This window comes from Terrisporobacter glycolicus ATCC 14880 = DSM 1288, from assembly GCF_036812735.1.
Classification (GTDB): Bacteria; Bacillota; Clostridia; order Peptostreptococcales; family Peptostreptococcaceae; genus Terrisporobacter; species Terrisporobacter glycolicus.
On sequence record NZ_CP117523.1, the window covers coordinates 3,152,205 to 3,177,272 of the forward strand.

The window sequence follows — 25,068 nt, forward strand, 5'->3', positions numbered from 1 at the left end:
CAACAAAACTTATTATATAAATTATAACTAATGAAAAATATAATTAGTTTAATATTCTAAATTTTTGCAAAAAATTTTATTTTAGTCACATCTATTAGCCTTTTAACTATATAATATTATATAGAGTAATCTAAATTTTTAATTAAAGAGGACGATTATAATGAGGAAAGTAAAAAAAATTAACATGATTGTTAAGGCTTTTTATAATATATTTGGTACACTTCCTTTGTTAATAACACTATATATATATCCCTTAATCCCTAGCAAAATTCCTATTCATTATTGGATGAATGGAACTATAGATAGATGGGGAAGTAAAAATGAATTATTTATTGTTCCAATAATAATTTTCTTATTGTTTGTTGTTTTTAAACCTAAGTTCTTTTATTTAAATTTTAATTATGAACCCGAAGATAAAATAACAAGATGGAATAACTATTATTTTTTGATAATATTAAATATTTTAGTATATACAAATATATATATTTCTTTAAACTATGAGACTTGTTTAGACAATTTTAACTTTTACAATTTTTTTGCTTGTTCTATTTGTTTTCTATTTGGCTTTTATGGTAACTATATTCCTAATTGTAGTAGAATCTCTAGCTTTTCTATAAGAAATAAATATACCTTAGAAAGTCATATTATTTGGCATAAAACTCATAGATTTTGCGGAATACTTTGGTTTACTGGTAGCATCATGTTCTTTCCTATACTTTTGTTTAGCAGTAACTATTACCTTTTACCTATTGTAGTCTTAATGTTATGTATTTTTTTAATATCTCCCATTATATATATGAAATATCTTCATGAGAAATATATTAAAGGTGAGTTGAAAGATAATACTCGTAGAAAAAGAATTCATCATTCTCATTAATTAAAAAGACTGTAGATAATTATAATATCTACAGTCTTTTTAACTATTTTCTCTTACAAATTTACTAATTCAAATTTATAATGAATTTTCTCAAATATATCTATTATATTAGGATCAAATGATTTTCCTTTCCCATCAATTATTATTTTAAGAGCAACTTCATGTTCAAGAGCTTCTTTATAAGGTCTTTTTGTTGTTAATGCATCATAAACATCAGCTACTGCCATTATTCTAGCACTTATAGGTATTTCTTCTCCTTTTAATCCACATGGATAACCGCTCCCATCCCATCTTTCATGATGATAGTGAGCCATATCTTTTGCTATATATAAAAAACTTTCTCCGCTAGTTTCATCTATCATTTTTTGTAACGTTTGCCCACCTAACTCTGCATGGTTTTTCATATATTCAAATTCTTCATCATCTAATGCTCCTACTTTTAATAGTGTAGCATCATTAATACCTATCTTCCCTACATCATGAAGTGGTGCTGACCTTACTATATCTATTATGTATTCAGATGTTAAAATATCATTATATAGCCCTGATTCAACAATTTCTTCTGTCAAAATTTTAACATATTCTGCTGTGCGCTTTACATGTCCCCCCGTGTTCTCATCTCTACATTCCACAAGTTCTGCCAAAGATAACATCATTACATCCTGTAAATGCTCTATCATTTCTGTTTTTTCATAAACCTTGTTTTCTAAATCATTTTTATATTCACTAATTTCTAAGTGTAACTTCACCCTATTTATGGTTATCTGAGGAATAAATGGCTTTATAATAACGTCTACTACCCCTAATTCTAATCCTCTTAACTCTTCTTCACTATAAGGCAAAGTAGTTAAAAAAATAACTGGTATGCTGTCTAATTCTGGATTTTCCTTTATTTTTCTTAGAGTTTCGTATCCATCCATATCTGGCTTATTTATATCTAATAATATCAAATCTGGCTTATTCTTAGATATAAATTTTAATGTTTGAGATCCAGATAGGAGTAAACTTACCTTATAATATGGCTTTAATATTTTTTCTGCAAGTTTTAAATTTGTTACATTTCCATCTACGACTAATACATGCTTATGTTTCATTTGCCCTCCTCCAAATATTTAAACACAATCACCCTATAATATTTACAATACTTTACATTTGTATCTTTATTTTTATATACTATAACTATATAAAAACTTAATAAAAAAATCCAACCATTATTATGGAAGGATTATAATTTTAAGGATTATTTATTATATTTTACATGAGTCCATTGTATATTATCAACATATTTTTTAACTAAATCATAGCACATATCAGTATGAATAGTTTCTTCTGTTGATATAGTTATAGTTGACATGGAAATAGCAAACTTAAGTGTATCTATTAATGAAATATTTTCCATATACCCATGAGCTATTCCTGCAACAAAAGAATCTCCGGCTCCTGTCACATTTACAACTTTAACATCATTAGCTTTTAGTTTACCTTCTTCTACTCCATTGTTATAGTATATTCCGTCTTCATCTAATGTAATAAATACATTTTTTATTCCTAAATCAATAAAGTATTTTCCAGCTTTTTTTACATCTTCATCATTTTTGATTTTAAATCCGCACATTATTTCAGCTTCATATCTGTTTGGCTTTATAGTGTGGAAATATTTTATTAAATGTTTTACACCTTCTGCTTTTGCCGCAGATACAGGATCTAATATGAATTTGGTTTCTCCACTAAAATTTTTAAGTATATATTCTACTATGTCCGGTCTATCTGAATCTAATATCATATATTCAGAATTTCTTATTGTTTCTGCCTTAGAGTCGATAAATTCAGTAGTAAATTTATCTATTATTTTCATATCTACTACTGCTGATACCATCTCTCCTTGGTGGTTAAGTATTGCCATATATGTTGGTGTATGGCCACCTTCTATAATTAAAGAATCACTCATATCGTAATTCATAAGCTTTGAATGTTCTATCATTCTATTTCCAGTTTCATCATCACCTAAGATTGATATAAACTTAGTATTAACTCCTACTCTAGACATACATTCAGCTATGTTTCTGCAAACACCTCCAAAAGAAGTCTTCACCTGACCTGGGTTAGAGTCATTGCATCTATAATTATTATCCGTAAATCCACAAATATCAAAAACTGATACTCCGAATACTAATGCATAGGAATTTGTATTTTTCATAATATAATCGTAACCTTTCTAAGAAATTATTTTTATATTTTAACATATTTTTAACGTAAATTTCTACAAATTTCAACATTTTCACAATGTATTTTTTTTACATCTTATATAAATTTATTTTTCCACACATATAATAACTTATTAGTCACGAAAATATTGCCATAATTATTACATATAAAATATATTACGCTGACTTATTAAAAATGAAATACCACTAAAAATCAATCCAATACAAATGCATTTTTTATTATTATTCATATTTATCATCCTCAAATAAAATTTTTATTTATCTTCCATTTTTTCATTCATTATATCAAGACCTTTTTTTATCCATAGAAAAATCCCCCAGAACAATATTGCTTCAATACCGATAATTATATCCATATATTTTATTGAAATAAATGTATATATCAAAGCAAATATAAGCTCTACTACAAATACCACCTTACCTAATTTACACCATCTACCTAACATTTCTTTGTAAGAAGTATGATCTGTGTATATTTCATATTCACTAATGTCACTATTTTCATTGTATTCTTTTCTAAAGTAATTCCAACCATTGTAAGTTGAATTAATGTATTCCCATCCTAAATCTTCAAACATTTCTATATATCTTTTTTTCTCTATGGATTTTTTCATAGTTTCTGGATTATAGTCTATTTTATATACATATTTATTTGAATCATCTTTTTCATATACACTATGGAAACACCCACCCTTTACAAGTTGCCATCCATCATTACTATTCTCATTTATAAAATTTTCCTCTTTTTCATAATTCCAAGCAGTATATACTCTATATGATTTTTTTAATTCTTTTTCCATTTTTATTATCCCCCTCTTTTTATATATTGTCTTCTATCAATTTTGCACTATTCAGTAGCTCTTTAAGCCTTTTTATTTCACCATATAATATATCAATTCCCTCTTTTGTTATTTCATATGTTCTTCTTCTATCATCACTGTCATCTACTGTTATACTATCTCTTATCCATCCTTTTTTTATCATTTTACTTACTGCAGTATACATTGTTCCCGACCCTATTTTCACCCTATTATTTGAAAATTTCATAGCATCTTGCATTATTCCATAACCATGATTAGGTCCTTTATATAAACAAAGCAAAATATAGTAATAGCTTTCTGTTAAAGGTTCATACTTCTTTGTCATCCATCATCATCCCTTCCTTTATTGTGTTGCATAACGATATATCGTCATACGATATATTTAGCTTATTTATATCGTACCACGATATATGTCGTAGGTCAACATATTCCGAATATTATTTTACCATTTATCTGCAATATAAAAGACTAGAGAGTTTTCTCTAGTCTAATCAATTAAAATATGTTTTTACTTTATAATTCTTTCATCTTTTCAATAATCTCACCATATAACTTATCTTTATTATTTCCTCTAATTTCATGAGCTATCAGTCCATCTTTTAACCATATTACCCTATTACAATAGCTAGCTATAACTGGATCATGTGTTACCATTATTAGAGTTTTTTTAAGCTCAACATTTGTATTTATCAAAATATCTATTATAGTTTTACCTGTTTTTGAGTCTAAGTTTCCTGTAGGCTCATCCGCATAAATAATACTTGGATCATTTATTAAAGCTCTACAAATTGCTGTCCTTTGCTTTTCACCACCTGAAATATTAGATGGCTTTTTACTTAATAGATGTTCTATACCAACTTTTTTAGCATAATAATTACATTTCTCAAACATAATTTCTTCTTCCTCTTTATTTATTATCATAGGAAGCATGATATTTTCTTGAACAGTTAAACTATCTAATAATCGAAATTCTTGAAATACAAATCCTATGTCATTTAATCTAATTTCTGAAATTTCATCACTACATAAGTTTTTACTTTCCTTACCTTTATAATAAACCTCTCCACATGTAGAAGAATCTATAAGACCTAATATTTTTAATAATGTGGTTTTCCCACATCCAGAGTTTCCCATAATTGCAATTCTTTCGCCTTCTTCTATTTGGAAGTTTAATCCTCTTAATACATCAACACTTCCAAAAGATTTTTTTAAGTCAACTACTTTCATAATTTCCATAGCTATTTCCCTCCAATATTTCTAATTAAAAAATGAGATATAATAAAAGTTGATATACTATATATAACTAGAAAAACTAACATAATACTTATATAAATTTTCCCACTTGATATTATTTCTGAATAAGTAAATCCACGCATATAAACTGTGATTATAACAAATATTAAAGAAGTTACTATTGCTAATATACATGGTAAAAAAGCAAATGATGTTATTTCTCTTATTATTATAGAGTTGGACTTCTTTTTCTTTTCTCCTAAATAACTAAGCAATTGATAACGATTTTTATAATAAGATATATTACCAAAAGCATGTACAAAAATAATTATTATACTTGCAATTACAAATGTTAATAGTATTGATATATTAATAATTAATTTAAATATTTTTTCCCCTTGAAAACCATCATTTAAATCTTTGGAGTTATAAAGATGCTTCACATTGCTATCAAGATCACTTTTTTCTTTATGAGTTTTTCCATAATTACTCATATAACTTTCTAATGATTTATCATTACTTGCATTACTATTAACTGTCATTAAATACTTGATGCCATCACTAGTATTATGTTTATTATTAAAATAATCATCGGAGAAAATCACTATATTTTCATACATTACATTTGTAAATCTTCCAAATAGTATTTCTCTTTTTTCACCAACTACCTTATAATCATTGCTAAATATAATCTTTCTTAATCCTGGATTATATAGTTCCGCCTCACCTATTTTAATTAATGGCTTAGATCTTATAGCATAAAAATCTAGCGGATGAGCTTTATTTGATTTATCTTCTTGATATAAAATATAAATTTCTTTATCTTTTAAATTTAATTTTTTTCCACTTATCTTTTCGTAGGTGCTTTGAGAAATACCAAGATGGTGACCTATAGGTATTGTTTTAAATAAATCTCCATATCCTCCATCTTCTCCTCCTGGTACAGTAACTCTTACTACAGGATAAAGATCACTATTTACATTAAATTTATTACTAATATTTTCTAAATCATTTTTATCTTTTTCATATCCTAAACATACATAATCATAAGGATAAAGTTCTTTAGTTTCTAAAGGAAATAAAGTAGCTATTTGAAAAATACTTGTGAAAAACATTACAAAAAGTAATGTATATAATGTTAAAGAATTTTTTAAATAGGTTCTAGATTTATAAAGTGCAAGATTTAGAGGTAAAATATTTTTCAAATAATATTTTTTATTTTTTATTTTATTAAGAATATAACCTGCTCCATAATAAACTAACATTACAAATATTATTATCCAAGGATAAATTATATATTTTGATTCAGCCCAATGAGGATTTGAATAAAATTCAAATAATATTATAAGTAATACTGGCAATATAAGTATTACCTTTTTATATTTTGGAAGTTTTTCTTCCATATCTGAAGATGAAATATTAGTAATACTACCCTCAATAGCTAAATCTTGAACTATTGCCATAATAAATCCTAAAATTACTACACATCCTATAAATGATAACTCTGTAACAAGAATTAAATCTACACTTGGTATATTAGGATTTTCCAAATAAAATTCATATACTTTTCTAAAAACAAAGATCATTCCATTACCTAAAACAGCACCTATTACATAAGAAATTAATAAACTTACAATTAATAAATATCTCATACATTTATATATTTCTTGTTTTTTCATACCTAATATCAATAGGGTTTTAAAATCATACATTCTGTTTTGTATATAGTTTTTAAGTGAATAAAATTGAATTAATATTGTTACAATTGAAATAATAAATAATGCATTTATTACAACTGATGTAATTCCTTCAGTAATATATGCAATACTAGTTTGCTGCATATCATGTACAATAAAAAGGTTTCCTAGAAAACCATAAATATATGTGACTGTCAATACTGCACTTATTATGAAAACTATATAATTTTTAATATTGGCTTTAAAATCCTGTAATAAAATTTTATAAATCCATTTATTATTCTTTTTCTTCTTTATTTTTTTATTATTAGACTCTTTATTTAATCTTTTTTGTTCCTTTATTTTTTTGTCTATATCTGCATCTTCGTAACTCAATTGACGAAAAACAAGAATACCTAAAGCAATTATTAATCTAATAAACAATACTATAGGTATTATTTCTACACTATTTTGTTGACCCAAAATAAATAAAAATGCATACGTAGCGACATGAACTATTATCTCTCCCACTATAGATAAATATATTAATACATTCTCATATGTTACATTTTTTTTATCTTTATATACATAGATAAAATGTATTAAATATAAAAAAGATACTATTAAGTGAAATCCAAAATAAAATAATACTACCCTTTTATCCACTTCATAAAATATCATGGATGGAATTACCCATAAAAAAATGCCACAAAAAATTAACACATTAAACAAAATTTTTTTCTTCATAATTTCCTACCCTTTTTAATAAATTTTAATATTTTTGTTAAATTATTTAGCTTTATATATTTACTAATTTAATGCTGTCTAATTCAATAATATGGAATAATATGTTAAAAGTAAAGTTAGATAGTTTATTAAAACATTTTTTTTATAATAAAATTTAAATTTATAAAAGTCTTTATATTTCAATAAAAAAAGAGCATAGATATATTTATTCTTATATAAATTCATCCACACTCTTTTTTCATTAGATATTCCACTTTTTATCTATATGTTTATTTTAATTTTTATTTATGCATATTTATATAAATCATCATAATTTATATATTAATTGTATATTCTTTATAAATTTGTTCCTCTCCAGAAGAATTATCATCATCTATTTCTTTTATTTTGTATTTTACTTTATCTAAATTCAACTTAGTGTATTCACCTATAGGTATATCTATATAATATCCTAAATCAGTTGGATATCCATATAAATAAACTATTGGAGCATTATCTTTTACAAATAGAATATTCATCATACCTTCGTTCACTGTTTCTCTAAGTTTATTATATTTAAATCCTATTTCCTTTTCCATTTCACGTTTAGATAGATATGGTTGAAACACATAAACTTTGTCATAGTCAAAATCAAACAAGTCTTTACATACACTATTCTCTTTATTCAAATTACTTTTTAGATTTATTTCAAGCTTTTTTGTGTTATTACTTAATTTTATATCTTTACTTTTTAATTTAAAAGCTAAAAAAGTACATATTATTATAAATACTATAATTAAAAACTTTTTAGTTTTTTTATTTCTCATTAACCAGTTCTTCCTCTCAATTTTATGATATTGGTCTTAGTAAATAAACAACTAATGCAGAAATAACTATATCTATTATTACTATCACATTGTAAAGAGAGAAATTGCTAGTTTCTATCATCATTAAAGCAAAAATCACATTTAATGCAGATCCTACAAATATAAGAGTAATCGCCAGTTTTTTGCCTTTAAAACAAAAGTATAACAATAAAAATGATATTGAGGCTGAAATAATTAAACCTATAAAAGTATTATTAAAACCAAATGTAACACTTCCTGCTAAAGTTTCATCATTCACATTAAGAATTACAAAGTTTCCAAAAATATATGAGTATAAAGCATATACTATTAAAACTGCCTTAGACATAGTACTAAGTTGATTTTTATTTTCCATATCCATATGTATTTCCCCCATTTGTCTTGTAATTAATCTATTTAAATATAAAATAATATTCTTTAGAATTAGCTAGAAATTCTCCATATATTTTATCATTCAAATATTCTAATTTAGATATATCCTTTATTTTCAAATTAGAATATTTATTTTCTTTAGCTTTTAATTTAGTTTTAAATTCAACTATCTTAGCTAAATCTCCTATATGAATTTTATCTAAACTTATTTCCATTGTCTTATTACTCTTGTTTTCTATATATAACCCATACTCCGCATTATTGTTAATTATAGATATATTTTTTACTGTAATCTTAAAATCTTCATTATCTATAAATACTGGAACCATATCACCAGAATATAGTTGAAGATTTTCACCATCTATTTTTTCGAGTCTCTTTCCACTGATTTTATATTGCATACGCTCCAATTCTTCTTTATCTTCATTATATTTAATAAAAGTTAGAATTTTTGAAGACTTATCATACTGAGTTTCATAAATATATCTTTTTTTATCTACCAACTCTTCTTTAGTACCTATCCACTCTGGATAATTCCATAATCCTTCCATATCAGCTCTATTTGCCATGGCTAGCTCATCTATGTATTCTTTTTCAACATATTCAGTTGTTACTTTACATTCTCTTCCTATACTTTTTACATAGGATTGTGCTTGATTGTTAACATCATTTAATAATTTATCTGTGTAATTACCATTTAAGGCTTCATGCGCTTCTTTTTTAGGAAACATTTTAAGTACAGAATCTTTGTAATCTTCCCCATCATTTGCCTCTTCACTTTCTAAATAATAATATCCGGCTTTTGTTGTTAAAAATTGGCCTTCTTTTACCTTAGAAAATTTTATTCTTATCGGTATATTATAACTTGCACTTGTCATACTAAATATGTCGTTTTCAAAGCTATAATGCCCATAAGTTGCCATAACATAAACTTCAACGGAATCATCATTCTCCTTCTTTCCTAATATTACATGACTTTCCACATTTAATTCTCCACTGAAATCTACACCATTCCAGTCTTTTATATAATTATCTACTATAGCTTTTGATATCGCTTGATTTAAATCCTGTAAGTCAGCTTTTTCTGTAGCTAATAGCACAGTATTATCCTCTTTATTTATAACCTTGCCATTAGTAAGAAGAACTCCACATAAAACAAATAAACAAGTTATTCCTGTTACAGCAAATATCCTTTTTCTCCTTGTAAAATATTTTGAGTTTTTAATTAACTCAACTCTCTTTTTTATAGTTTTTTTATCATCTGTCATATTTAAACCTATAATTAATCTTTTGTTTCTATTAACTTTTTCTAATACAGTAAGCATAGTAAGACCGTACTTATTATGCTCTTTTTCATTTAAAACTGATAAGACCCTTTCATCACAAGCCATCTCCATATCATTTCTCACATGTTTAAATAAATACCAAACTAAAGGGTTAAACCAATGAATACACTGCAAAACAACCAATATATTATCAACATAAGTATCTTTACTTTTGAAGTGGCATAATTCATGTAAAAATATATGTTGTAATTCTTCTATACTCAAATCAACTAAATTGCTTGGTATAATAATTCTAGTTTTAAATGCTCCAACTAAAGACGGTGAATTTATCATATCATCAACTACAAGATTAATTTTTCTTTTTATATGTAATTTTTCCTTACATTCTTTCAAAATATTTTCTAAATAATCACATTTATAATTTTCTTTTTTTCTAATATTTTTTATAAAATGCAAATAAATTATAATGTAAGTAGTTAAAGTTAGAATTAAACCACTTATCCAAATAATTGGTATTATACTTTTAAAAATACTTTTTTCACTTTCCACATTAATAGTTGAAGAACTTGAACTATTAGTAACATTTTCATGAGCCAAATTTTCACTTGAACCACTTTCATAATTTTCACCAACAGTATAATTTATGCCTTCACTAATATTAGGCATGTTAACAGTATTTCTATCAACTTGACTGTTTATTTTTACAGGTATTTTATTAAATAAACTTAAACTACTTTCTGGCCCAAATGGAAATGCTAGCTTAATAATTAATATCATCCATAATAAATAAGCATATTTTTTATTAATTCTATTTTTCAGTAAGTTTTTTATTAGTAATATTACTACTCCCGTTATACTACCATAAATAGTAGCGTTTAATATGTACCCCCATATATTGCACATACTCTACCTCTTTTCTATTCATCCCTTAATATATCTTTTAACTCTTCAATTTCTGCTTTAGATAACTTCTTGTCTTTTACAAAACTAAGAACCATTTTATTTATTGATCCACTATAAAGTTTTTCTAAGAAAGACTTGCTTGCATAATTTTTATACTCTTCCTCGCTTATGCTAGCACTGTAAATATAAGATTTTTTATTGCTCTTATCCACATTTACAAAATCCTTTGATACAAGCCTTGTTATAAGAGTTTGTATAGTTTTTGGTTTCCACTCACTTTTATCTTTTAAATTTTCTATAATTTCAGCACTTGTTGCCTCTTTATATTTCCATAATACTTTCATTACTTCTAGCTCAGATTCAGAAATATTCTGTTTCATTGATTAACCTCCTTTTAAAACTTACACTTGTAATCTTTAATTAAATCTTACAAGTGTAATCCAAGAATGTCAACCTTTTTTTAAAAATACAAATCGTTAAGTTTTCCTTCTATTTCATTAATGGGAATTTTAAATTTTGGAATACCTACGTAGTAAGGTGCTATTTCATACAATTGAAAATAAATTACTAATTTATCATTTTCTAAATAAAATCCTTGATTTTCATCTATACCTTTAAATCCTTCTTTACCTGTAAAATATAAATCCTTATTTTTTTTAATTTCTTTTTTTATATAAGTATTTATAATACTTTTATAGTTTACATTATCTTTAAAAATATTTTTTAGCTTTAGCTCTTCTCCGCTTTTTAAATTATAATTAAAAGATTTTAGTACAGACATTCCATGTGCTCCACCTGTAAACTCATAAGTTAAAATTGGTATGCTAACCAGGTTATTTTTATTGTAAGTCATATCATATTGGCTATAAGCTTCGTATATAAACTTAGGTAAAGATGACTCTTTATTACTAATTTCATATTCTTTTTTATACTCTTCAGATTGTTTTTTTATATTATCTTTAAAACTAACTATATAGTTATATATAGCGTTATTAATTTTGTTTATTGATTTTATGTTTTCTTTCTTCTTATCCTCATATTTTTCTTTTATTTGAAAATAAGGATAATCTAAATGTGCCTCAAAAAACTCACTTTCTTCTTCAATTTTTTTTAGTTGTATATTATATAAATAGTTTATTTCATCTCTATCCTTTCTAGAAATTAACGGGAAATACTCCTGCCCTGCTGAAATACTTGTACTAAAAAACATAATAATTAAAACTAAAAATGATATTCTTTTTAAATTAGTCATATTAATACATCTCCTTATATTTTTATATAAATTTATTATTTGCAAATAATAAAAAAAAAAATGTGAATTTAGTAAGATTTAAAATTCACATTTTTCTCATAAATAAACTTATTTTCATCTCTATTAATCAGACCTTATTTTTGATTCACCAAGTAAAAAACCTATAGATGTACACATAAAATCCCTAAATTGAGATAGTATAGCAGTATCTGTAGGAATATTATTTTTATATATAACTAGTATCACAACTGCTGATACTAATGTAGTGATAAGTGCTATAAATATTTGAACAGAGTTTCCATTTCCATAGTCATAATCTCTTATTCTTTCACAGACTTCTTTATATTCATACTTATGTTCATTATCTTCCTTTCTTGTTAAAGACTTCTTATGCATATTTTTTTTATTATTATTCTTTGTATTAGAACTTAGTATAAAACCAAAAATAGATGCCAATGAAGACCTAAATATAACTTCAATATTTTTTGATATTTGCAATGACACTACATCTATTACTGAAAAATAAATAATTATCCCAAGTTGCATAGCTCCAATAATAACTAATGATTTAGCAGCTAAATTAAGTTCATCCCAATCATGTTTTAATTCAGATTTTAAAGCTTGTATTCTGCCACCCAAAAGTCTCCCTCCCTTATCACCTCTTCTTAGTGAATACTATTTAATAAAATTAAATATATGCATAAAAATGCACCTAAATCATTCGATTAAGGTGCATTTTTATTATTTATTCCACATACAAAGTCCTATTGTTCCTGCTCCAGTATGAGATCCTATACTTGGACCTATTTTAGTTTCTGTCATTTTAGTAAAATTTAATTCACTATTAATTGCCTCTTTTAATTTTTCAAATTCAACTTCATTATCTCCATGAGCAATGCCTATTCTCTTTTCTTCAGTATCATTTTTAAAATGCTCTTTTGTTATACTTATCAATTTTGATATAACTTTTTTATGACCTCTAGCTTGGTCTATATTAACTATAAATCCATCTTGCATTTGTAGTATTGGTTTTATACTCAGCATACTTCCTATTACAGCCTTTGATGCTGATAACCTTCCTCCCTTTTTTAGATAATCTAAGTTATCAACTGCAAATAATACCAATATATTATCCCTTATTTCTTCTAGCTTTTTTATTATATCTTCTATTGATTTACCTTCTTCATTCATTTCACAAGCTGTAACAACTTGGGCCCCACAACCATAAGATAAGTTTAAGCTATCAAATATATGTATTTCTCCTTGTAAATCATTTTTTGTAATCATAGCTGATTGATATGTACCAGTAACCTTAGATGAACCACTAATATATAATATCTTTTTTCCTTGATCTAAATATTTTTTAAATATCTCTGCAAATTGAATATAAGTAGCTTGAGATGTTTTAGGTATTTCATTACATTCTTTTATAAGCTTATAAAATTCTTCATTTGTAAGATTTTGACCATCTTTATATTCAATATCGTTGATTATTATTGTTAAAGGAATTACTTCTATATCATATTGTTTAACTAAATTTTCTGGAATATCAGCTAAACTATCACATATTATTTTAAAATCACTCATTGTGCCTATTCTCCTGTCTTTATTATATCTTATTTCTCTCTATTGCTTTAATAGACATCTGTTTTATAGTCTTATATACTATATTTAATGTTTCAGAATCTATATCCTTTGTTATATAACTATTCCACTGTTCAAGCAAATTCATTAATCTTTCCTGTACTTGTATACCCTTTTTTGTCAATTTTATTCTGTTTGTTCTTTTGTCATTTTCATCTTTTATTCTAAAAATATATTCTTTTTCTTCTAATGATTTAATAGCTCTTGCTGTAGCTGCCTTATCAACTATTAAAGTTCTTGAAAGTTCTTCTTGACTCATATTATTATTTTCATACATTTCCATTAAAAAAATATATTCTGATGCACCTATTCCTAAGTCTTTAGCATTATTATTTATATAAGTCTGAAATTGTCTATATAAAACTGAGATACATTTTCTCATTTCTTTATTTCTTTTGTTCATATTTAATATCCTTAATTACTTATTTTATACCAGTGAGTTTCTAAAAGAGCTACTACTTCTTCACTATCATTGATTATTTCATGATAGGCACTAACTTTATCATCATTATGTTTTATCTCAGTCTGTACACTTACTTTGTCTCCATAAGTTAATTCTTTTTTGTATTTAATTTTAACTGAATAAATTTTATAATTAGTCATAACATCAAAAGGTATAGTTTCTAATATCCATCCTAAATATGTAACATTTCCAACATGTAAATTTAAATCTATATCAGAATACCTAACATTAAATTCTTTTTTATAATCAATATTTTGGCATTTTGAAAGTTTCAATTTATTTCTTCCTATGATAGAGTTCTTTTCCTTAACACCATACGCCATATAATGTTCGTCTGGTATGGACAACGGTCTTCTTTTTTCGGAATCAACTAATATTACCAAGGTCTTTCCTTTAATAATTAAATTATTACTTTCATCATATATTTTAAAATGTCTAACTGCATAGAACTTATTCATACCTTCAACATAAGTTGTTGCCATAAGCTTTTCCTTATATTTAACATATTTGTAAATTGTTATCTCATAATCTACCAGCATCCATGTATGATTTTCCTTTACCATATCTGCTATAACAAAGCCATGCTTTTCATCTTGGCTTAAACCACAATCTGCCATAAAATTCATGTAAGAAGTTAAAAAACATTCTCCCCTTGCATCTGTATCCCTATATGTAACTTCATATTCTTTAGTAAATACTTTTTCCATATCTTATACCTTCTTCCTGTTATATAAATAATTTTATTTATCTTTTATATAATTAGTTGATATGTCAATTATTTTAATCATAATTAGTTGATATGTCAATGATTGTCAGAGTTATTTCAATAAAAAGCCATAGTAAAGAACTTAAATCTTTACTATAGCTTCATAATTATCTATTATTAACTCTTAGATTTTATTTTTGCTTCACCAAGTAAAAAACCTATAGAAGTACACATTAAATCTCTAAATTGTGCTATTATTACTACATCTTTAGTAATATCAAAAGCATAAATACTTAATATTACCAATGCGGCGATTAATGTTATTAATAATGCTACAACAATTTGTACAGAATTTCCATCACCATAATAGTACTTAATTGTTTCTTTTTTCACCTTACATTCTTCAGTAATAGCCTTTTCTTTATCTATACTAATAGTCATTTTTTCCACATAACTATTTTTATTTTTATCTTCTTTTCTTTTCGTATTAGAACTTAGTATAAATCCAAATACTGAAGCAAGAGAAGTCCTAAATATAACTTCAATTCTGTTATATAAATCTATATCCTTTGCATCACAAATAGCTATAAATATTGTAGATAGTACTAAAAAAAATCCAAGATAAACTAAGAGTTTTGCTGCTAAATTTAATTTATCCCAATCCATTAATAACTCTTCAATTAAAGCTTGTAATCTACAAAATTTCATAGATATCACCACCTCAAAGGTTTAAATCTTCCCCTATCTTCATAATATTACATGAATGGTTATTTTGTGATAAAAAAAGAATTGTTATCATAATATCCATTATTTTAACAATTCTATAATATTAATTATTCTCTTTGTTTTCCATAAAAATTAATCAACAGTGTACCTTTTCCACTATGAGCTCCTATTACAGGTCCTATCTTTGAATGTATAATTTCGCCAACTTCGCACTCTTTTTTTAACATTTGTTCTAATAAAATTGCCTCATGCTCGCAATCAGCATGAGAAATAATTATAGTATCATATTTACCATGTAAATAATTATCTTTTAATTTATTAATCATATGATGCTCACAAGTTTTAGTTCCTCTTATTTTTTCTACTAGTTGAAGCTTGCCTTCATTATCCATATTCAATAAGGGTTTTATATTTAAAGCTGTTCCAAATGTAGCAGCCACAGAACTAATCCTTCCACCTCTTTTTAGATGAAATAAGTCATCTACCTTATACCAGTGACATATATTTAATTTATTTTCTTCAACCCAATTATATAATTCTTCAATAGATTTGCCCTTTAACTTTTCTTTAGCTGCTAAATAAACTAGAAGTCCTTCTCCTGAAGATGCACATAAAGAATCAACAGACATTATCTTTCTATCAGGATAATCTTCTTTTAAGTTTGATATAGCTATTTGTGATGACCCATAAGTTCCACTTAAGCCTGATGAAAAACAAATATAAAGAATGTCTTTTCCTTCTTTTAATGTAGGAGTAAAATATTTTATAAATCTTACTGGTGTAATTTGAGTTGTTGTTGACATTAATCCTTCTTGTGACATCTTGTAAAATAATTTACTGTCTAACTCTCTTTCATCAGGATAATGAGAATATACTTTTCCATTCATTTCAAAATCCATGGGAATAATTTTAATTCCAAGAGAATCTATTACTTCTAACGGTAAATCACTAGTAGCATCCGTAAATATTTCATACTGTGTCATATATTTTTCCCCCTTTTTCATAAATAAAGTATGTATGATTTCTAATTATATTGTAATTATAGTAGTCTTTCATTCAATTTTCAATTATTATACTTATAAAAAAATAGAGGCTCACACCTCTACTTTTTTATAAATAATCATATTAACTATTTGAATCTTACAAATGTACTTCCATCCAAGGACTGTATTCCTAATAGATTTGGTGGATTACCAACTATATAAACAGTATATACCTTTTTACTTTTTAGCTCCGTATTCAAGGTTAACACAGTATCTTTTGTATCAGCAAGATTTACCGTTAAATTATACGAACCAGAAGGTAGTTGATCATAATCTGTTGCATCCATAAATCCGATATCTTTAAATGCTAAATTCTCATCTATTAATACGTCTATATTTGGTGCATCAGGTGATAAGTGTATAATTCTTACTCTGCTTTCATTTTCAAGTAAATCATCTGCATTACCTTCTATATATGGTATTAATTGAAGATCTTCGAAATTTCCTACTGCAGCTATGGTTATTACTTCTTTTTCTGGTAGTCTGATGTTTTGCGTAAGTACAGGCGTTTCTTTTTGTCCAGCTGGAAATACTTCTATTTTGTATTCTCCCATTGGTAGTTGAACATATTCAGAGAAGTCTTTGAATTGTAAATTTTTAAAAGCAAGTCCTCCATTAATATAAACATCTACTGAAGGTCCATTTGGAGAAGCATGAAACACTCTCACATAAGATATATCCATATCATTTCTAATAAACATAAAATTATCATCCCCCTTATATAAAACAATAATAAATAACCTTTTATTAATAATTCTATGTTAGATATTTTTTTTTGATACAAATCAAAATCCATTTGACAAAATATGTAAATTGATATATTATAATATTAACAATAAGATAATTAATAATTATATTTTGAAGATATAAATAAGTCAGAAGGCTTTAACCTTCTGGCTTTTTTTGTCTTTAAATATTTTTAACCCTTAGATATAGTAATTAATTAACTTAAATTGTATTCTTACTTTCCCCGAGTATGAATTATAATGTTTAAAGATGGTTTTCACCATCTTTTTTCTTGTTTACATATTTTCAAATAAATCAATTATTTCTTCTCTGGTTAATTTTTTCAAAGATGAACTATTTTTTAAATTAGAATTTATTATATCTTCAATAAGGTCTTTTTTATAATCTTGCATAGCTATTACTTTTTCTTCTACTGTATTTTTAGAAATTAATTTAATAACATCTACCACATTTTTTTGTCCAATTCTATGTGCCCTATCGCTAGCTTGGTTTTCACTTGCCGGATTAAACCAAGGATCAAAATGAACTACTATAGATGCACTAGTTAAATTAAGTCCTGTTCCTCCTGCTTTCAATGATATTAGAAATACCCCCTTGGTATTACTATTGTTAAATTCTTCTACTAATTTTAGTCTATCTCTTGCATCTGTTTTTCCATCTAAATAAGAGTAGGAAATATTTTCTTCTTCCAATCTTTTTTCTATAATTTGAAGAACTTTTGTAAACTGAGAAAATACTAATATTTTTCTAGCACTTTCTTCCTTTATAATATTAGTTAAAATTTCTAACTTTGAATTTTTACCTTTATAGTTTTTAACAATTATTTCTGGAGCAATACTTAGTTGTCTTAACTTTGTCAAATAGGAAAAAACAGTCATATTATCTTCATTGTTTTCTAAAATTCTTCTTTTTATTAAATTTACAAAACTTTTATACGCTCTTTTATGTTCCTTATCCAACTCAACATAAAATTTATGTTCTATTTTATCTGGTAATTCATTAATAACTTCTTTTTTAGTTCTCCTAAGCATAAATGGTTTTATTAAATTTTTTAGCTGACAGTGATTTTCTTCATTATTAACAAATATAGTTTCAAATTTCTTTTTACTATATAAATATCCTGGCATAACAAAATCAAAAATTGACCAAAGTTCCATAAGGTTATTTTCTATAGGTGTTCCTGTTAAAGCAAATTTCACATTAGAATTTAATTCTTTAATTGACTTAGTAATTATAGAATACGGATTTTTAATATTTTGCGCCTCATCAATTATACAGTAATCAAATGTTATGTTTTTATATTTTTCCATGTCATTTTTATAGGTACCATAACTAGTTAGTATAACATCATAATCCTTATAATTCTCTAATACTTTTTCTCTTTGAGCTTTATTTCCATAAGCTATCCCTAGTTTAATATCTGGTGTAAATTTTTCAAATTCATTTTCCCAGTTAAATATTAAAGAAGTTGGAGTTATAACTATTGATTTTTTATTTTTTTGCGAAAGTAAAAAAGCTAAAGTTTGTACAGTTTTACCAAGGCCCATTTCATCTGCCAGTATTCCACCAAAGTTATAATTTGATAAAGTATTAAAAAATTCAAATCCATCCACTTGATAATCTCTAAGGTTTGCCTTTAAATTTTCGGGTATTTTTATATTTTTATTTAATTTATTATATTTTTTTATTACATTATCTACGTATTTTCTACCACTTATTAAATTATCACTTTCATCTTCTAGCAACTTTTCTAGAAATACTACTTTATTCTCTGGTATCTTTATTTTTTGAAAATCACCACAAACACCCAATACATCTATAATTTGAAATATTTTTTCTAAATCATTGTTCTTTAAGTCAATATAGCTACCATCTGGCATAAGGTGGTACTTATATTTATCTTTATATGAATTGTATATATTGGCATATTCATTTTCATCTATTTTATCAATATGTAAACTAGCACCTAAATTTCCACCTCTAGATTGACTTAGGTCAAATATTACAGTAGGGTTTAATATTATGTCTCCTTCTGAAAATTCTTCTTTAGTTTTATCTCTTAATTTTTTTATTCCTTCAAGAACTGAAGCTATCATATGAGAACATACTTGAGTTTCTTTATTGTTGAATACATTTTGACAGTCACAACTAAGATTGGAAACTGTCCTATTTTTAGTATTTATACTTATCATAGATGTATAACTTCGTCTATGATGTTCATCAAATACTGTAGCATAAAACGTTGCTTCATTCCCTCTTGTATTTACATAGTCATTGCTTACATAATTTCTCTTATATGATGCAAATCCTCTATTATATTTTAACTTATCTGTGTATAGTCTTAATACTTCACTAAGTTTATCTACTTCCATTTTTCCACCTTTTCCTTAAAATTTATCATAGTTTTTTAATTCACTTTCATTTAAAACAGTTTCTATTTTAAAAATAAAATATCATGAGATAATCCCCATGATATTTCAAATTTTATTAAATTTTAATTTTAATTTTTATATTTCCATTTTCACACACTTCAACTTAAATTATACTCATATTATTATAAGTCATTCAAGTAGTTATTAAATTATTTTTTATTTACTTTGGTTTTTTTATTAATGCTAATACTCCAGCAATAATTAAAGCCCCTGTTCCTATCCATATCAACGCTTCACCACAACTAGCAAAAGAAATGTCCCTCATACAAAAATCTAATATGTTTTTCATCTTTTGACACCTCCTTTTTAGCTTATTGCAAAAATATTTTTAATTATTCAGTTTAACTCTACTATATACTATGAATGCTAGAATAAAAAAATGACACCTACATATTTTAGGTGTCATCAATTTTCATATATTATCAAAATCTTCATCATTTGCTTCATATAATTCTTCCTTATTTCTATAATGTCTATATTTTGACATCTCCTTATAAATTTTTATTCTTCCTTCATTGATATCTCCTATAGGTTTATGAGAAGGAAGACTATGACCTGGTGAAAAAGACATTTTTTCTGCCAAATCAAATCTTTTCTTAGTTGTAAACCTTTGCCTTGGAATCCTTATTTCTCCCAATTTAATAAAAGGAGTTTTATCCTCTTCCCACTCTATTGAGGCATCATTTATTGGTGTATGTATATCATTTATATAAAATTGTACCATAAAATCAAACACGGCTTCTTCCTTATATAGATGTCTTTGCATATTTTCTGTAAGATAGTTTTTCCCAAGTTTCTTAGGAAGTTTGCTCTTGTACATTGATCTTGGGACTATACTATATTTTACTATTTTATTACCAAACATATATGGGGTAGTACTGTAATATCTAATATCTAAAGGACTCGTATCATGTTTCATATTTTTTATAATATTTGTAATTACTTTGATATTTTTATCTTTTATTAATTTTCCCATAAAAATTATTGGTGTAGATTTTGTAGTATAATATATAGCATCATAAAATAATTTTAGCGTTCCTATGGGCATCGTTTTCATACTAACTAATAGAAAATCTTGAGTAAATTTTTCATCCTTTACACATTTATCTCCATAAACATTTAATAATTTTATTGAAAATCCTCTAATATCTCTATATTTATCACTTCTTATTTTAGGACTTGAACTAGATAATCTTATAAAAGCTTTATAATAATCTCTGTTAAAGATACCTTCTCTGTACTGCAAAGGTAAATTTTTATCTACAATAAAATATCCTTTTAGAAGTCCTAAACATTTTGGATGAGCATCCCTTCTTGTTAAGCCCTTGGCGTAATCTTTATCTAATTTTTCTTTTAATAAATATATTATTTTTGAGCTTATTTCATCATTACTATATTTTCTCAATTATTTTTCTCCTTTACTAAAATTGTAAATAATACTTATTATTCCAATAATAGAAAAGAATAATTACAAAAAAGAAGGTATTTTACCTTCTTTTTTATTTAGCTACTGCAATATTATTAAATTTAGCTTCATTATTCAAATCACTGCTCTTTAATTTTCTTGTGTATATTATTATTCCAAATAAAGTTATAGCTTCTGTGATAGGTACAACAAACCATAGACTAGATCCCCCAAATGCCATTGGTAAACTTAATACAAGAATGATGTTTAATAAAAACCCTCTTATAACTGATATAAATATAGATGGTTTTTCTTTTCCAACAGATTGGAAATAATTACAAAGCAATATATTAATATTCATAATACAGAAAGCGCTTAAATAAAATCTCACTGCTGGTACTCCCATAGAAACAATATCTACATTAGCTTTTACAAAAGCATATATTACTTCTTCTGTAAACATAAATACTACTAGATATAATAAACATCCTATTGAAATAGTAGTAAACATAGCATATTTTAAAACTGTTTTTACACGCTTACTTTCATTAGCACCATAGTTAGTTGCTATTATAGGTTGACTAGCCTGAGCAACACCATTAAATAATGCAGTTCCAACTATTACACAATTTGATATAATTCCATAAATTACTATTCCCATATCCCCTATATATTTTAAAATTTGAATGTTAAATATAAATATTACAAATCCAGCAGCAACTTCCATTAAGAAACTAGATCCGCCACAACCGATTATCCTTTTTATTCTTTTTACTGACGCTTCTTTTAAAGATAGTTTTATTCTATTTTTCTTCGAAATAAAGTGAGTCAAAAGAACTGTAACTGTTGTTAAACTTCCTATAACTGTTGCTAAAGCTGCCCCCATCATTCCCATGTCCATAGGGAATACAAAAATATAATCTAATACTATATTTAATCCTGCTCCTACAAGCACTGACATCATAGCCAATTTTGGAGCTTTTTTATTACGAATTATAGGTGATAAAAAATTAGTTGCTATAAATATTGGTGTAAATATTGTTATGCATCTTCCATATTGTAAAACTAAGTCAATACTGTTTTCATTTGCTCCAAGGAAGTAAGAGATCTTTTCTAAAAATATGTTTGTAAATATTGTAAATATTAGTCCTATTATTAATACTGCTACCAAGCTAGAAATAAAGTATTTATTTGATTCCTCTTTATTTCCCATCCCATCTTCCATTGATATTAATATTCCACCTCCAAGTCCAAACATAAGACCTATACCGTTGTATACGGCAAAAAAAGGTAGGAAAATATTTAGTGCAGAAATACCTTCTGCTCCGACACCTTGACCTATTATAAGAGTATCTGCCAATATGTAAATTGCTGTTACAAGTGTAGAACATATTGATGGTATTAGATAGTGGTAAAAAACTTTTTTCTCATCATCTTTTAATAAATTTAATTTTTCCATTACAACCCCTCCCATTTTTTTATTAACAATAAAAAATTTGCTTCGCTCATGTCGCCAACGGCTTAGTCCGTTGCTTAAGTCGCAAAGTTGAAAATTAAAAAAGCCAAATAAGCATGCTAAGTATACTTATTTGGCTTGTTGTTTATATTTTATTTTTTGAACCATTAAATTATCTTGCATTGCGATTATAAATTAAATATAATTCGCCAATTGTAATGGCTCTTTTAACAAAAACTATTCTAATATATTTAATTAATAAAGTCAACCTAAATCTTCCTTTTATTCATTGGTTTCTTTTTTCTTAGCCTTACTAAACCTAAAGGATATTAGCCCACATAAACCTAGTGTTATTGCTGAACCTACCACACCAGATACTGTAGTACCCATTGTATTTCTCCATCTGGATTTGAAGATGCATACAGTGATAGCCCTCCTTTTATAAATTAGAAAGCCATGAAGTTATCCTTGTTAAGAAGTAACCTTCATGGCTTTAATTTCAATTAATATATATTTTTATTATGTATTATATTTTTCTAATTAAATACTAGCACTAGACTTTATAAAGGCCAATAAAAATAATAACATTTCTAACTTCTTAAGGCTTTTATCTTTGCGGAAGTATTAAACCCTATTGCTAATGGCAAAAATGCTGACATTGGAATAAATACAAAACCTAAATCAACTTTATTTATAATACAAAAAATTATATATGCCATTATACTCACAAGAATTAATTTTAAAAATACAAATAAATCTCCTGCTAATAGAAATGCTTGCTCTTGCTTCTTTTTATCTTTTATATTACCTATTCCCCATAAAGATGGATTTAAGTATATCATAGTAAACACTATATATATTCCATAAGATATAGCTAGTTTCCATAAGATACTTGTTTTTGAGCCCATACCACCTACTTTACCAGTAATTCCAAAAGATGTTGCTACCTCTTGTGGTATTTTTCCCCACATGACTGCCACATAAATTGATATTGCTATTAATGTAAATATTGTAAGTCCTTCAATCATTCTTTGCTTTTGTGTGAAAGCCATCTTCATATTTTCATCCCCCTCAATCTTATTTAACATATAAGTATAATTTTACATTATATTATAAGTTTTAAAAAGGTGTTTTATTAAAATATTTTTATGATTTATAAAACACAAAAAGCTAAATAGTCTTATTACTATCTAGCTATACATATTAATTAATATTTCCGCTATTTACAACAGGTTGAGCATCTTTGTTTCCACAAAGTACTACTAATAAATTACTTACCATTGCTGCTTTTTTCTCATCGTCTAGCTTTACAATTTCATTTTCATTTAAAGAATTAAGAGCCATTTCTACCATACCAACAGCACCTTCGACAATTTTTTTACGTGCAGCAATAATTGCCTCAGCTTGTTGACGTTGAAGCATTGCAGCTGCTATTTCCGGAGCATAAGCTAAATGAGTTATTCTAACTTCACAAACTTCAAGACCTGCCACATGAACTCTCGACTGTAATTCTTCTTTTAATTTATCTGCAACTTCTTGAGAAGATCCTCTAAGTGTTTTTTCCTCTGATGCATCATTAACATCATAAGGATAAAGTCTTGCCACATTTCTAAGTGCTGTATCACATTGAATTGATAAGTATGTTTTGTAGTTATCAACATTAAATACTGCTTTTGTAGGATTTATAACTTTCCAGATTACTACGACTCCTATCATTATTGGATTTCCCATTTCATCATTTACTTTTTGTATCCCATTATTTAATGTTAGGGTTTTAAGAGATACTTTTTTCGTTGCAGATGTTATTAGAGTTTCAGACTTATTTTCATCTTCTTTTCCCTTAGTCATTCTAAGTGCTGGTGATTCATATGTTGGATTGATAGCACTACAAAATGGGTTTACAAAATAAAAACCTTCTTTTGAAATTGTTCCATAATAATTACCAAATAACACTAGCACTATTGCCTCATTAGGATTTAATATCTTTAATCCACAAAGCATAAAAATACCCACTATAAAACATATAATTCCTAGTATTGTTGGAAATACTATATCTTTAATCATAGCAAAATAAATTGCCACTGGAAAAATCAATATTAAAATTAAGCCAATAAGTAAACCTAACCAACCACTCATAGGTTTAAGTTCTTTTTCATTAAATTTGATTCTTTCTTCTATCATAATTTACCCCTCCTTAAAATAACACCAT

General features: G+C 25.9%; 25 protein-coding genes. 1 reads left to right on the plus strand and 24 read right to left on the minus strand.

What is annotated here, in order from left to right:
- Positions 1 to 184: 184 nt before the first annotated feature.
- On the plus strand, positions 185 to 877 hold the full coding sequence (locus tag TEGL_RS19840) for a DUF1648 domain-containing protein (RefSeq protein WP_416389621.1): 693 nt from the start codon (positions 185 to 187) through the stop codon (positions 875 to 877).
- A 53-nt stretch (positions 878 to 930) separates the two neighbouring features.
- Here the strand turns inward: TEGL_RS19840 and TEGL_RS15485 are convergent, their stop codons facing one another.
- From TEGL_RS15485 to TEGL_RS15600, 24 genes are all read right to left on the minus strand, one after another.
- Positions 931 to 1,971 carry an HD domain-containing phosphohydrolase gene (locus TEGL_RS15485; RefSeq protein ID WP_018591368.1) on the minus strand — a complete coding sequence of 347 codons (1,041 nt, stop codon included), beginning with the start codon at positions 1,969 to 1,971 and terminating at the stop codon, positions 931 to 933.
- Between the two features lie 146 nt (positions 1,972 to 2,117).
- On the minus strand, positions 2,118 to 3,074 hold the full coding sequence (locus TEGL_RS15490; RefSeq protein ID WP_018591369.1) for a carbohydrate kinase family protein: 957 nt from the start codon (positions 3,072 to 3,074) through the stop codon (positions 2,118 to 2,120).
- A gap of 282 nt (positions 3,075 to 3,356) precedes the next feature.
- Positions 3,357 to 3,902 (minus strand): DUF2812 domain-containing protein, encoded by a 546-nt coding sequence (locus TEGL_RS15495; protein ID WP_018591370.1) that lies wholly within the window; start codon positions 3,900 to 3,902, stop codon positions 3,357 to 3,359.
- 19 nt (positions 3,903 to 3,921) lie between these two features.
- Entirely contained in the window at positions 3,922 to 4,248 is a 327-nt protein-coding gene (locus TEGL_RS15500) for a PadR family transcriptional regulator (protein ID WP_018591371.1), read from the minus strand.
- A gap of 188 nt (positions 4,249 to 4,436) precedes the next feature.
- Positions 4,437 to 5,159, minus strand: a complete 723-nt coding sequence (locus tag TEGL_RS15505; RefSeq protein ID WP_018591372.1) for an ABC transporter ATP-binding protein — start codon at positions 5,157 to 5,159, stop codon at positions 4,437 to 4,439.
- A gap of 2 nt (positions 5,160 to 5,161) precedes the next feature.
- Complete coding sequence (locus TEGL_RS15510) at positions 5,162 to 7,579, minus strand: FtsX-like permease family protein (protein ID WP_018591373.1); 2,418 nt, start codon at positions 7,577 to 7,579, stop codon at positions 5,162 to 5,164.
- 314 nt (positions 7,580 to 7,893) lie between these two features.
- A complete protein-coding gene (locus tag TEGL_RS15515) occupies positions 7,894 to 8,385 on the minus strand; it encodes a hypothetical protein (protein WP_018591374.1) in 492 nt (163 codons plus the stop codon).
- A 22-nt stretch (positions 8,386 to 8,407) separates the two neighbouring features.
- A complete protein-coding gene (locus TEGL_RS15520; protein WP_018591375.1) occupies positions 8,408 to 8,785 on the minus strand; it encodes a hypothetical protein in 378 nt (125 codons plus the stop codon).
- 31 nt (positions 8,786 to 8,816) lie between these two features.
- On the minus strand, positions 8,817 to 10,985 hold the full coding sequence (locus tag TEGL_RS15525) for a M56 family metallopeptidase (RefSeq protein ID WP_018591376.1): 2,169 nt from the start codon (positions 10,983 to 10,985) through the stop codon (positions 8,817 to 8,819).
- Positions 10,986 to 10,999: 14 nt separating this feature from the next.
- Positions 11,000 to 11,365: a BlaI/MecI/CopY family transcriptional regulator gene (locus tag TEGL_RS15530; RefSeq protein ID WP_018591377.1), complete on the minus strand. Its 366-nt coding sequence runs from the start codon at positions 11,363 to 11,365 to the stop codon at positions 11,000 to 11,002.
- Positions 11,366 to 11,445: 80 nt separating this feature from the next.
- Positions 11,446 to 12,237, minus strand: a complete 792-nt coding sequence (locus tag TEGL_RS15535; RefSeq protein WP_018591378.1) for a DUF3298 and DUF4163 domain-containing protein — start codon at positions 12,235 to 12,237, stop codon at positions 11,446 to 11,448.
- Between the two features lie 123 nt (positions 12,238 to 12,360).
- Entirely contained in the window at positions 12,361 to 12,876 is a 516-nt protein-coding gene (locus TEGL_RS15540; protein WP_018591379.1) for a hypothetical protein, read from the minus strand.
- 102 nt (positions 12,877 to 12,978) lie between these two features.
- Entirely contained in the window at positions 12,979 to 13,824 is an 846-nt protein-coding gene (locus TEGL_RS15545) for a DegV family protein (RefSeq protein WP_018591380.1), read from the minus strand.
- 22 nt (positions 13,825 to 13,846) lie between these two features.
- Complete coding sequence (locus tag TEGL_RS15550; RefSeq protein WP_018591381.1) at positions 13,847 to 14,284, minus strand: MarR family winged helix-turn-helix transcriptional regulator; 438 nt, start codon at positions 14,282 to 14,284, stop codon at positions 13,847 to 13,849.
- A gap of 11 nt (positions 14,285 to 14,295) precedes the next feature.
- The gene (locus TEGL_RS15555) at positions 14,296 to 15,051 is read right to left on the minus strand and encodes an acyl-[acyl-carrier-protein] thioesterase (RefSeq protein WP_018591382.1); all 756 of its coding nucleotides are present in this window, start codon (positions 15,049 to 15,051) and stop codon (positions 14,296 to 14,298) included.
- A gap of 176 nt (positions 15,052 to 15,227) precedes the next feature.
- The gene (locus TEGL_RS15560; protein WP_018591383.1) at positions 15,228 to 15,758 is read right to left on the minus strand and encodes a hypothetical protein; all 531 of its coding nucleotides are present in this window, start codon (positions 15,756 to 15,758) and stop codon (positions 15,228 to 15,230) included.
- A gap of 125 nt (positions 15,759 to 15,883) precedes the next feature.
- A complete protein-coding gene (locus TEGL_RS15565) occupies positions 15,884 to 16,759 on the minus strand; it encodes a DegV family protein (RefSeq protein WP_018591384.1) in 876 nt (291 codons plus the stop codon).
- A 146-nt stretch (positions 16,760 to 16,905) separates the two neighbouring features.
- Positions 16,906 to 17,520, minus strand: coding sequence for a DUF4397 domain-containing protein (locus TEGL_RS15570; protein ID WP_018591385.1), 615 nt, complete (start codon positions 17,518 to 17,520; stop codon positions 16,906 to 16,908).
- Between the two features lie 321 nt (positions 17,521 to 17,841).
- Entirely contained in the window at positions 17,842 to 19,938 is a 2,097-nt protein-coding gene (locus TEGL_RS15575) for a DEAD/DEAH box helicase (RefSeq protein WP_018591386.1), read from the minus strand.
- A 220-nt stretch (positions 19,939 to 20,158) separates the two neighbouring features.
- Positions 20,159 to 20,287 carry a hypothetical protein gene (locus TEGL_RS15580; RefSeq protein ID WP_018591387.1) on the minus strand — a complete coding sequence of 43 codons (129 nt, stop codon included), beginning with the start codon at positions 20,285 to 20,287 and terminating at the stop codon, positions 20,159 to 20,161.
- Between the two features lie 123 nt (positions 20,288 to 20,410).
- Positions 20,411 to 21,403 (minus strand): hypothetical protein, encoded by a 993-nt coding sequence (locus tag TEGL_RS15585; protein ID WP_018591388.1) that lies wholly within the window; start codon positions 21,401 to 21,403, stop codon positions 20,411 to 20,413.
- Between the two features lie 94 nt (positions 21,404 to 21,497).
- Positions 21,498 to 22,862: an MATE family efflux transporter gene (locus TEGL_RS15590; protein WP_018591389.1), complete on the minus strand. Its 1,365-nt coding sequence runs from the start codon at positions 22,860 to 22,862 to the stop codon at positions 21,498 to 21,500.
- Positions 22,863 to 23,449: 587 nt separating this feature from the next.
- Positions 23,450 to 23,917 carry a DUF1648 domain-containing protein gene (locus TEGL_RS15595; protein WP_018591391.1) on the minus strand — a complete coding sequence of 156 codons (468 nt, stop codon included), beginning with the start codon at positions 23,915 to 23,917 and terminating at the stop codon, positions 23,450 to 23,452.
- A 145-nt stretch (positions 23,918 to 24,062) separates the two neighbouring features.
- Positions 24,063 to 25,040, minus strand: a complete 978-nt coding sequence (locus TEGL_RS15600; protein ID WP_018591392.1) for an SPFH domain-containing protein — start codon at positions 25,038 to 25,040, stop codon at positions 24,063 to 24,065.
- Between the last annotated feature and the right edge of the window lie 28 nt (positions 25,041 to 25,068).

Coding starts and splice junctions, on each gene's coding strand:
- TEGL_RS19840 (WP_416389621.1), top strand. CDS start 185: ATGATTGTTAAGGCTTTTTATAATATATTTGGTACACTTCCTTTGTTA.
- TEGL_RS15485 (WP_018591368.1), bottom strand. CDS start 1,971: ATGAAACATAAGCATGTATTAGTCGTAGATGGAAATGTAACAAATTTA.
- TEGL_RS15490 (WP_018591369.1), bottom strand. CDS start 3,074: ATGAAAAATACAAATTCCTATGCATTAGTATTCGGAGTATCAGTTTTT.
- TEGL_RS15495 (WP_018591370.1), bottom strand. CDS start 3,902: ATGGAAAAAGAATTAAAAAAATCATATAGAGTATATACTGCTTGGAAT.
- TEGL_RS15500 (WP_018591371.1), bottom strand. CDS start 4,248: ATGACAAAGAAGTATGAACCTTTAACAGAAAGCTATTACTATATTTTG.
- TEGL_RS15505 (WP_018591372.1), bottom strand. CDS start 5,159: ATGGAAATTATGAAAGTAGTTGACTTAAAAAAATCTTTTGGAAGTGTT.
- TEGL_RS15510 (WP_018591373.1), bottom strand. CDS start 7,579: ATGAAGAAAAAAATTTTGTTTAATGTGTTAATTTTTTGTGGCATTTTT.
- TEGL_RS15515 (WP_018591374.1), bottom strand. CDS start 8,385: ATGAGAAATAAAAAAACTAAAAAGTTTTTAATTATAGTATTTATAATA.
- TEGL_RS15520 (WP_018591375.1), bottom strand. CDS start 8,785: ATGGATATGGAAAATAAAAATCAACTTAGTACTATGTCTAAGGCAGTT.
- TEGL_RS15525 (WP_018591376.1), bottom strand. CDS start 10,985: ATGTGCAATATATGGGGGTACATATTAAACGCTACTATTTATGGTAGT.
- TEGL_RS15530 (WP_018591377.1), bottom strand. CDS start 11,365: ATGAAACAGAATATTTCTGAATCTGAGCTAGAAGTAATGAAAGTATTA.
- TEGL_RS15535 (WP_018591378.1), bottom strand. CDS start 12,237: ATGACTAATTTAAAAAGAATATCATTTTTAGTTTTAATTATTATGTTT.
- TEGL_RS15545 (WP_018591380.1), bottom strand. CDS start 13,824: ATGAGTGATTTTAAAATAATATGTGATAGTTTAGCTGATATTCCAGAA.
- TEGL_RS15550 (WP_018591381.1), bottom strand. CDS start 14,284: ATGAACAAAAGAAATAAAGAAATGAGAAAATGTATCTCAGTTTTATAT.
- TEGL_RS15555 (WP_018591382.1), bottom strand. CDS start 15,051: ATGGAAAAAGTATTTACTAAAGAATATGAAGTTACATATAGGGATACA.
- TEGL_RS15560 (WP_018591383.1), bottom strand. CDS start 15,758: ATGAAATTTTGTAGATTACAAGCTTTAATTGAAGAGTTATTAATGGAT.
- TEGL_RS15565 (WP_018591384.1), bottom strand. CDS start 16,759: ATGACACAGTATGAAATATTTACGGATGCTACTAGTGATTTACCGTTA.
- TEGL_RS15570 (WP_018591385.1), bottom strand. CDS start 17,520: ATGTTTATTAGAAATGATATGGATATATCTTATGTGAGAGTGTTTCAT.
- TEGL_RS15575 (WP_018591386.1), bottom strand. CDS start 19,938: ATGGAAGTAGATAAACTTAGTGAAGTATTAAGACTATACACAGATAAG.
- TEGL_RS15580 (WP_018591387.1), bottom strand. CDS start 20,287: ATGAAAAACATATTAGATTTTTGTATGAGGGACATTTCTTTTGCTAGT.
- TEGL_RS15590 (WP_018591389.1), bottom strand. CDS start 22,862: ATGGAAAAATTAAATTTATTAAAAGATGATGAGAAAAAAGTTTTTTAC.
- TEGL_RS15595 (WP_018591391.1), bottom strand. CDS start 23,917: ATGAAGATGGCTTTCACACAAAAGCAAAGAATGATTGAAGGACTTACA.
- TEGL_RS15600 (WP_018591392.1), bottom strand. CDS start 25,040: ATGATAGAAGAAAGAATCAAATTTAATGAAAAAGAACTTAAACCTATG.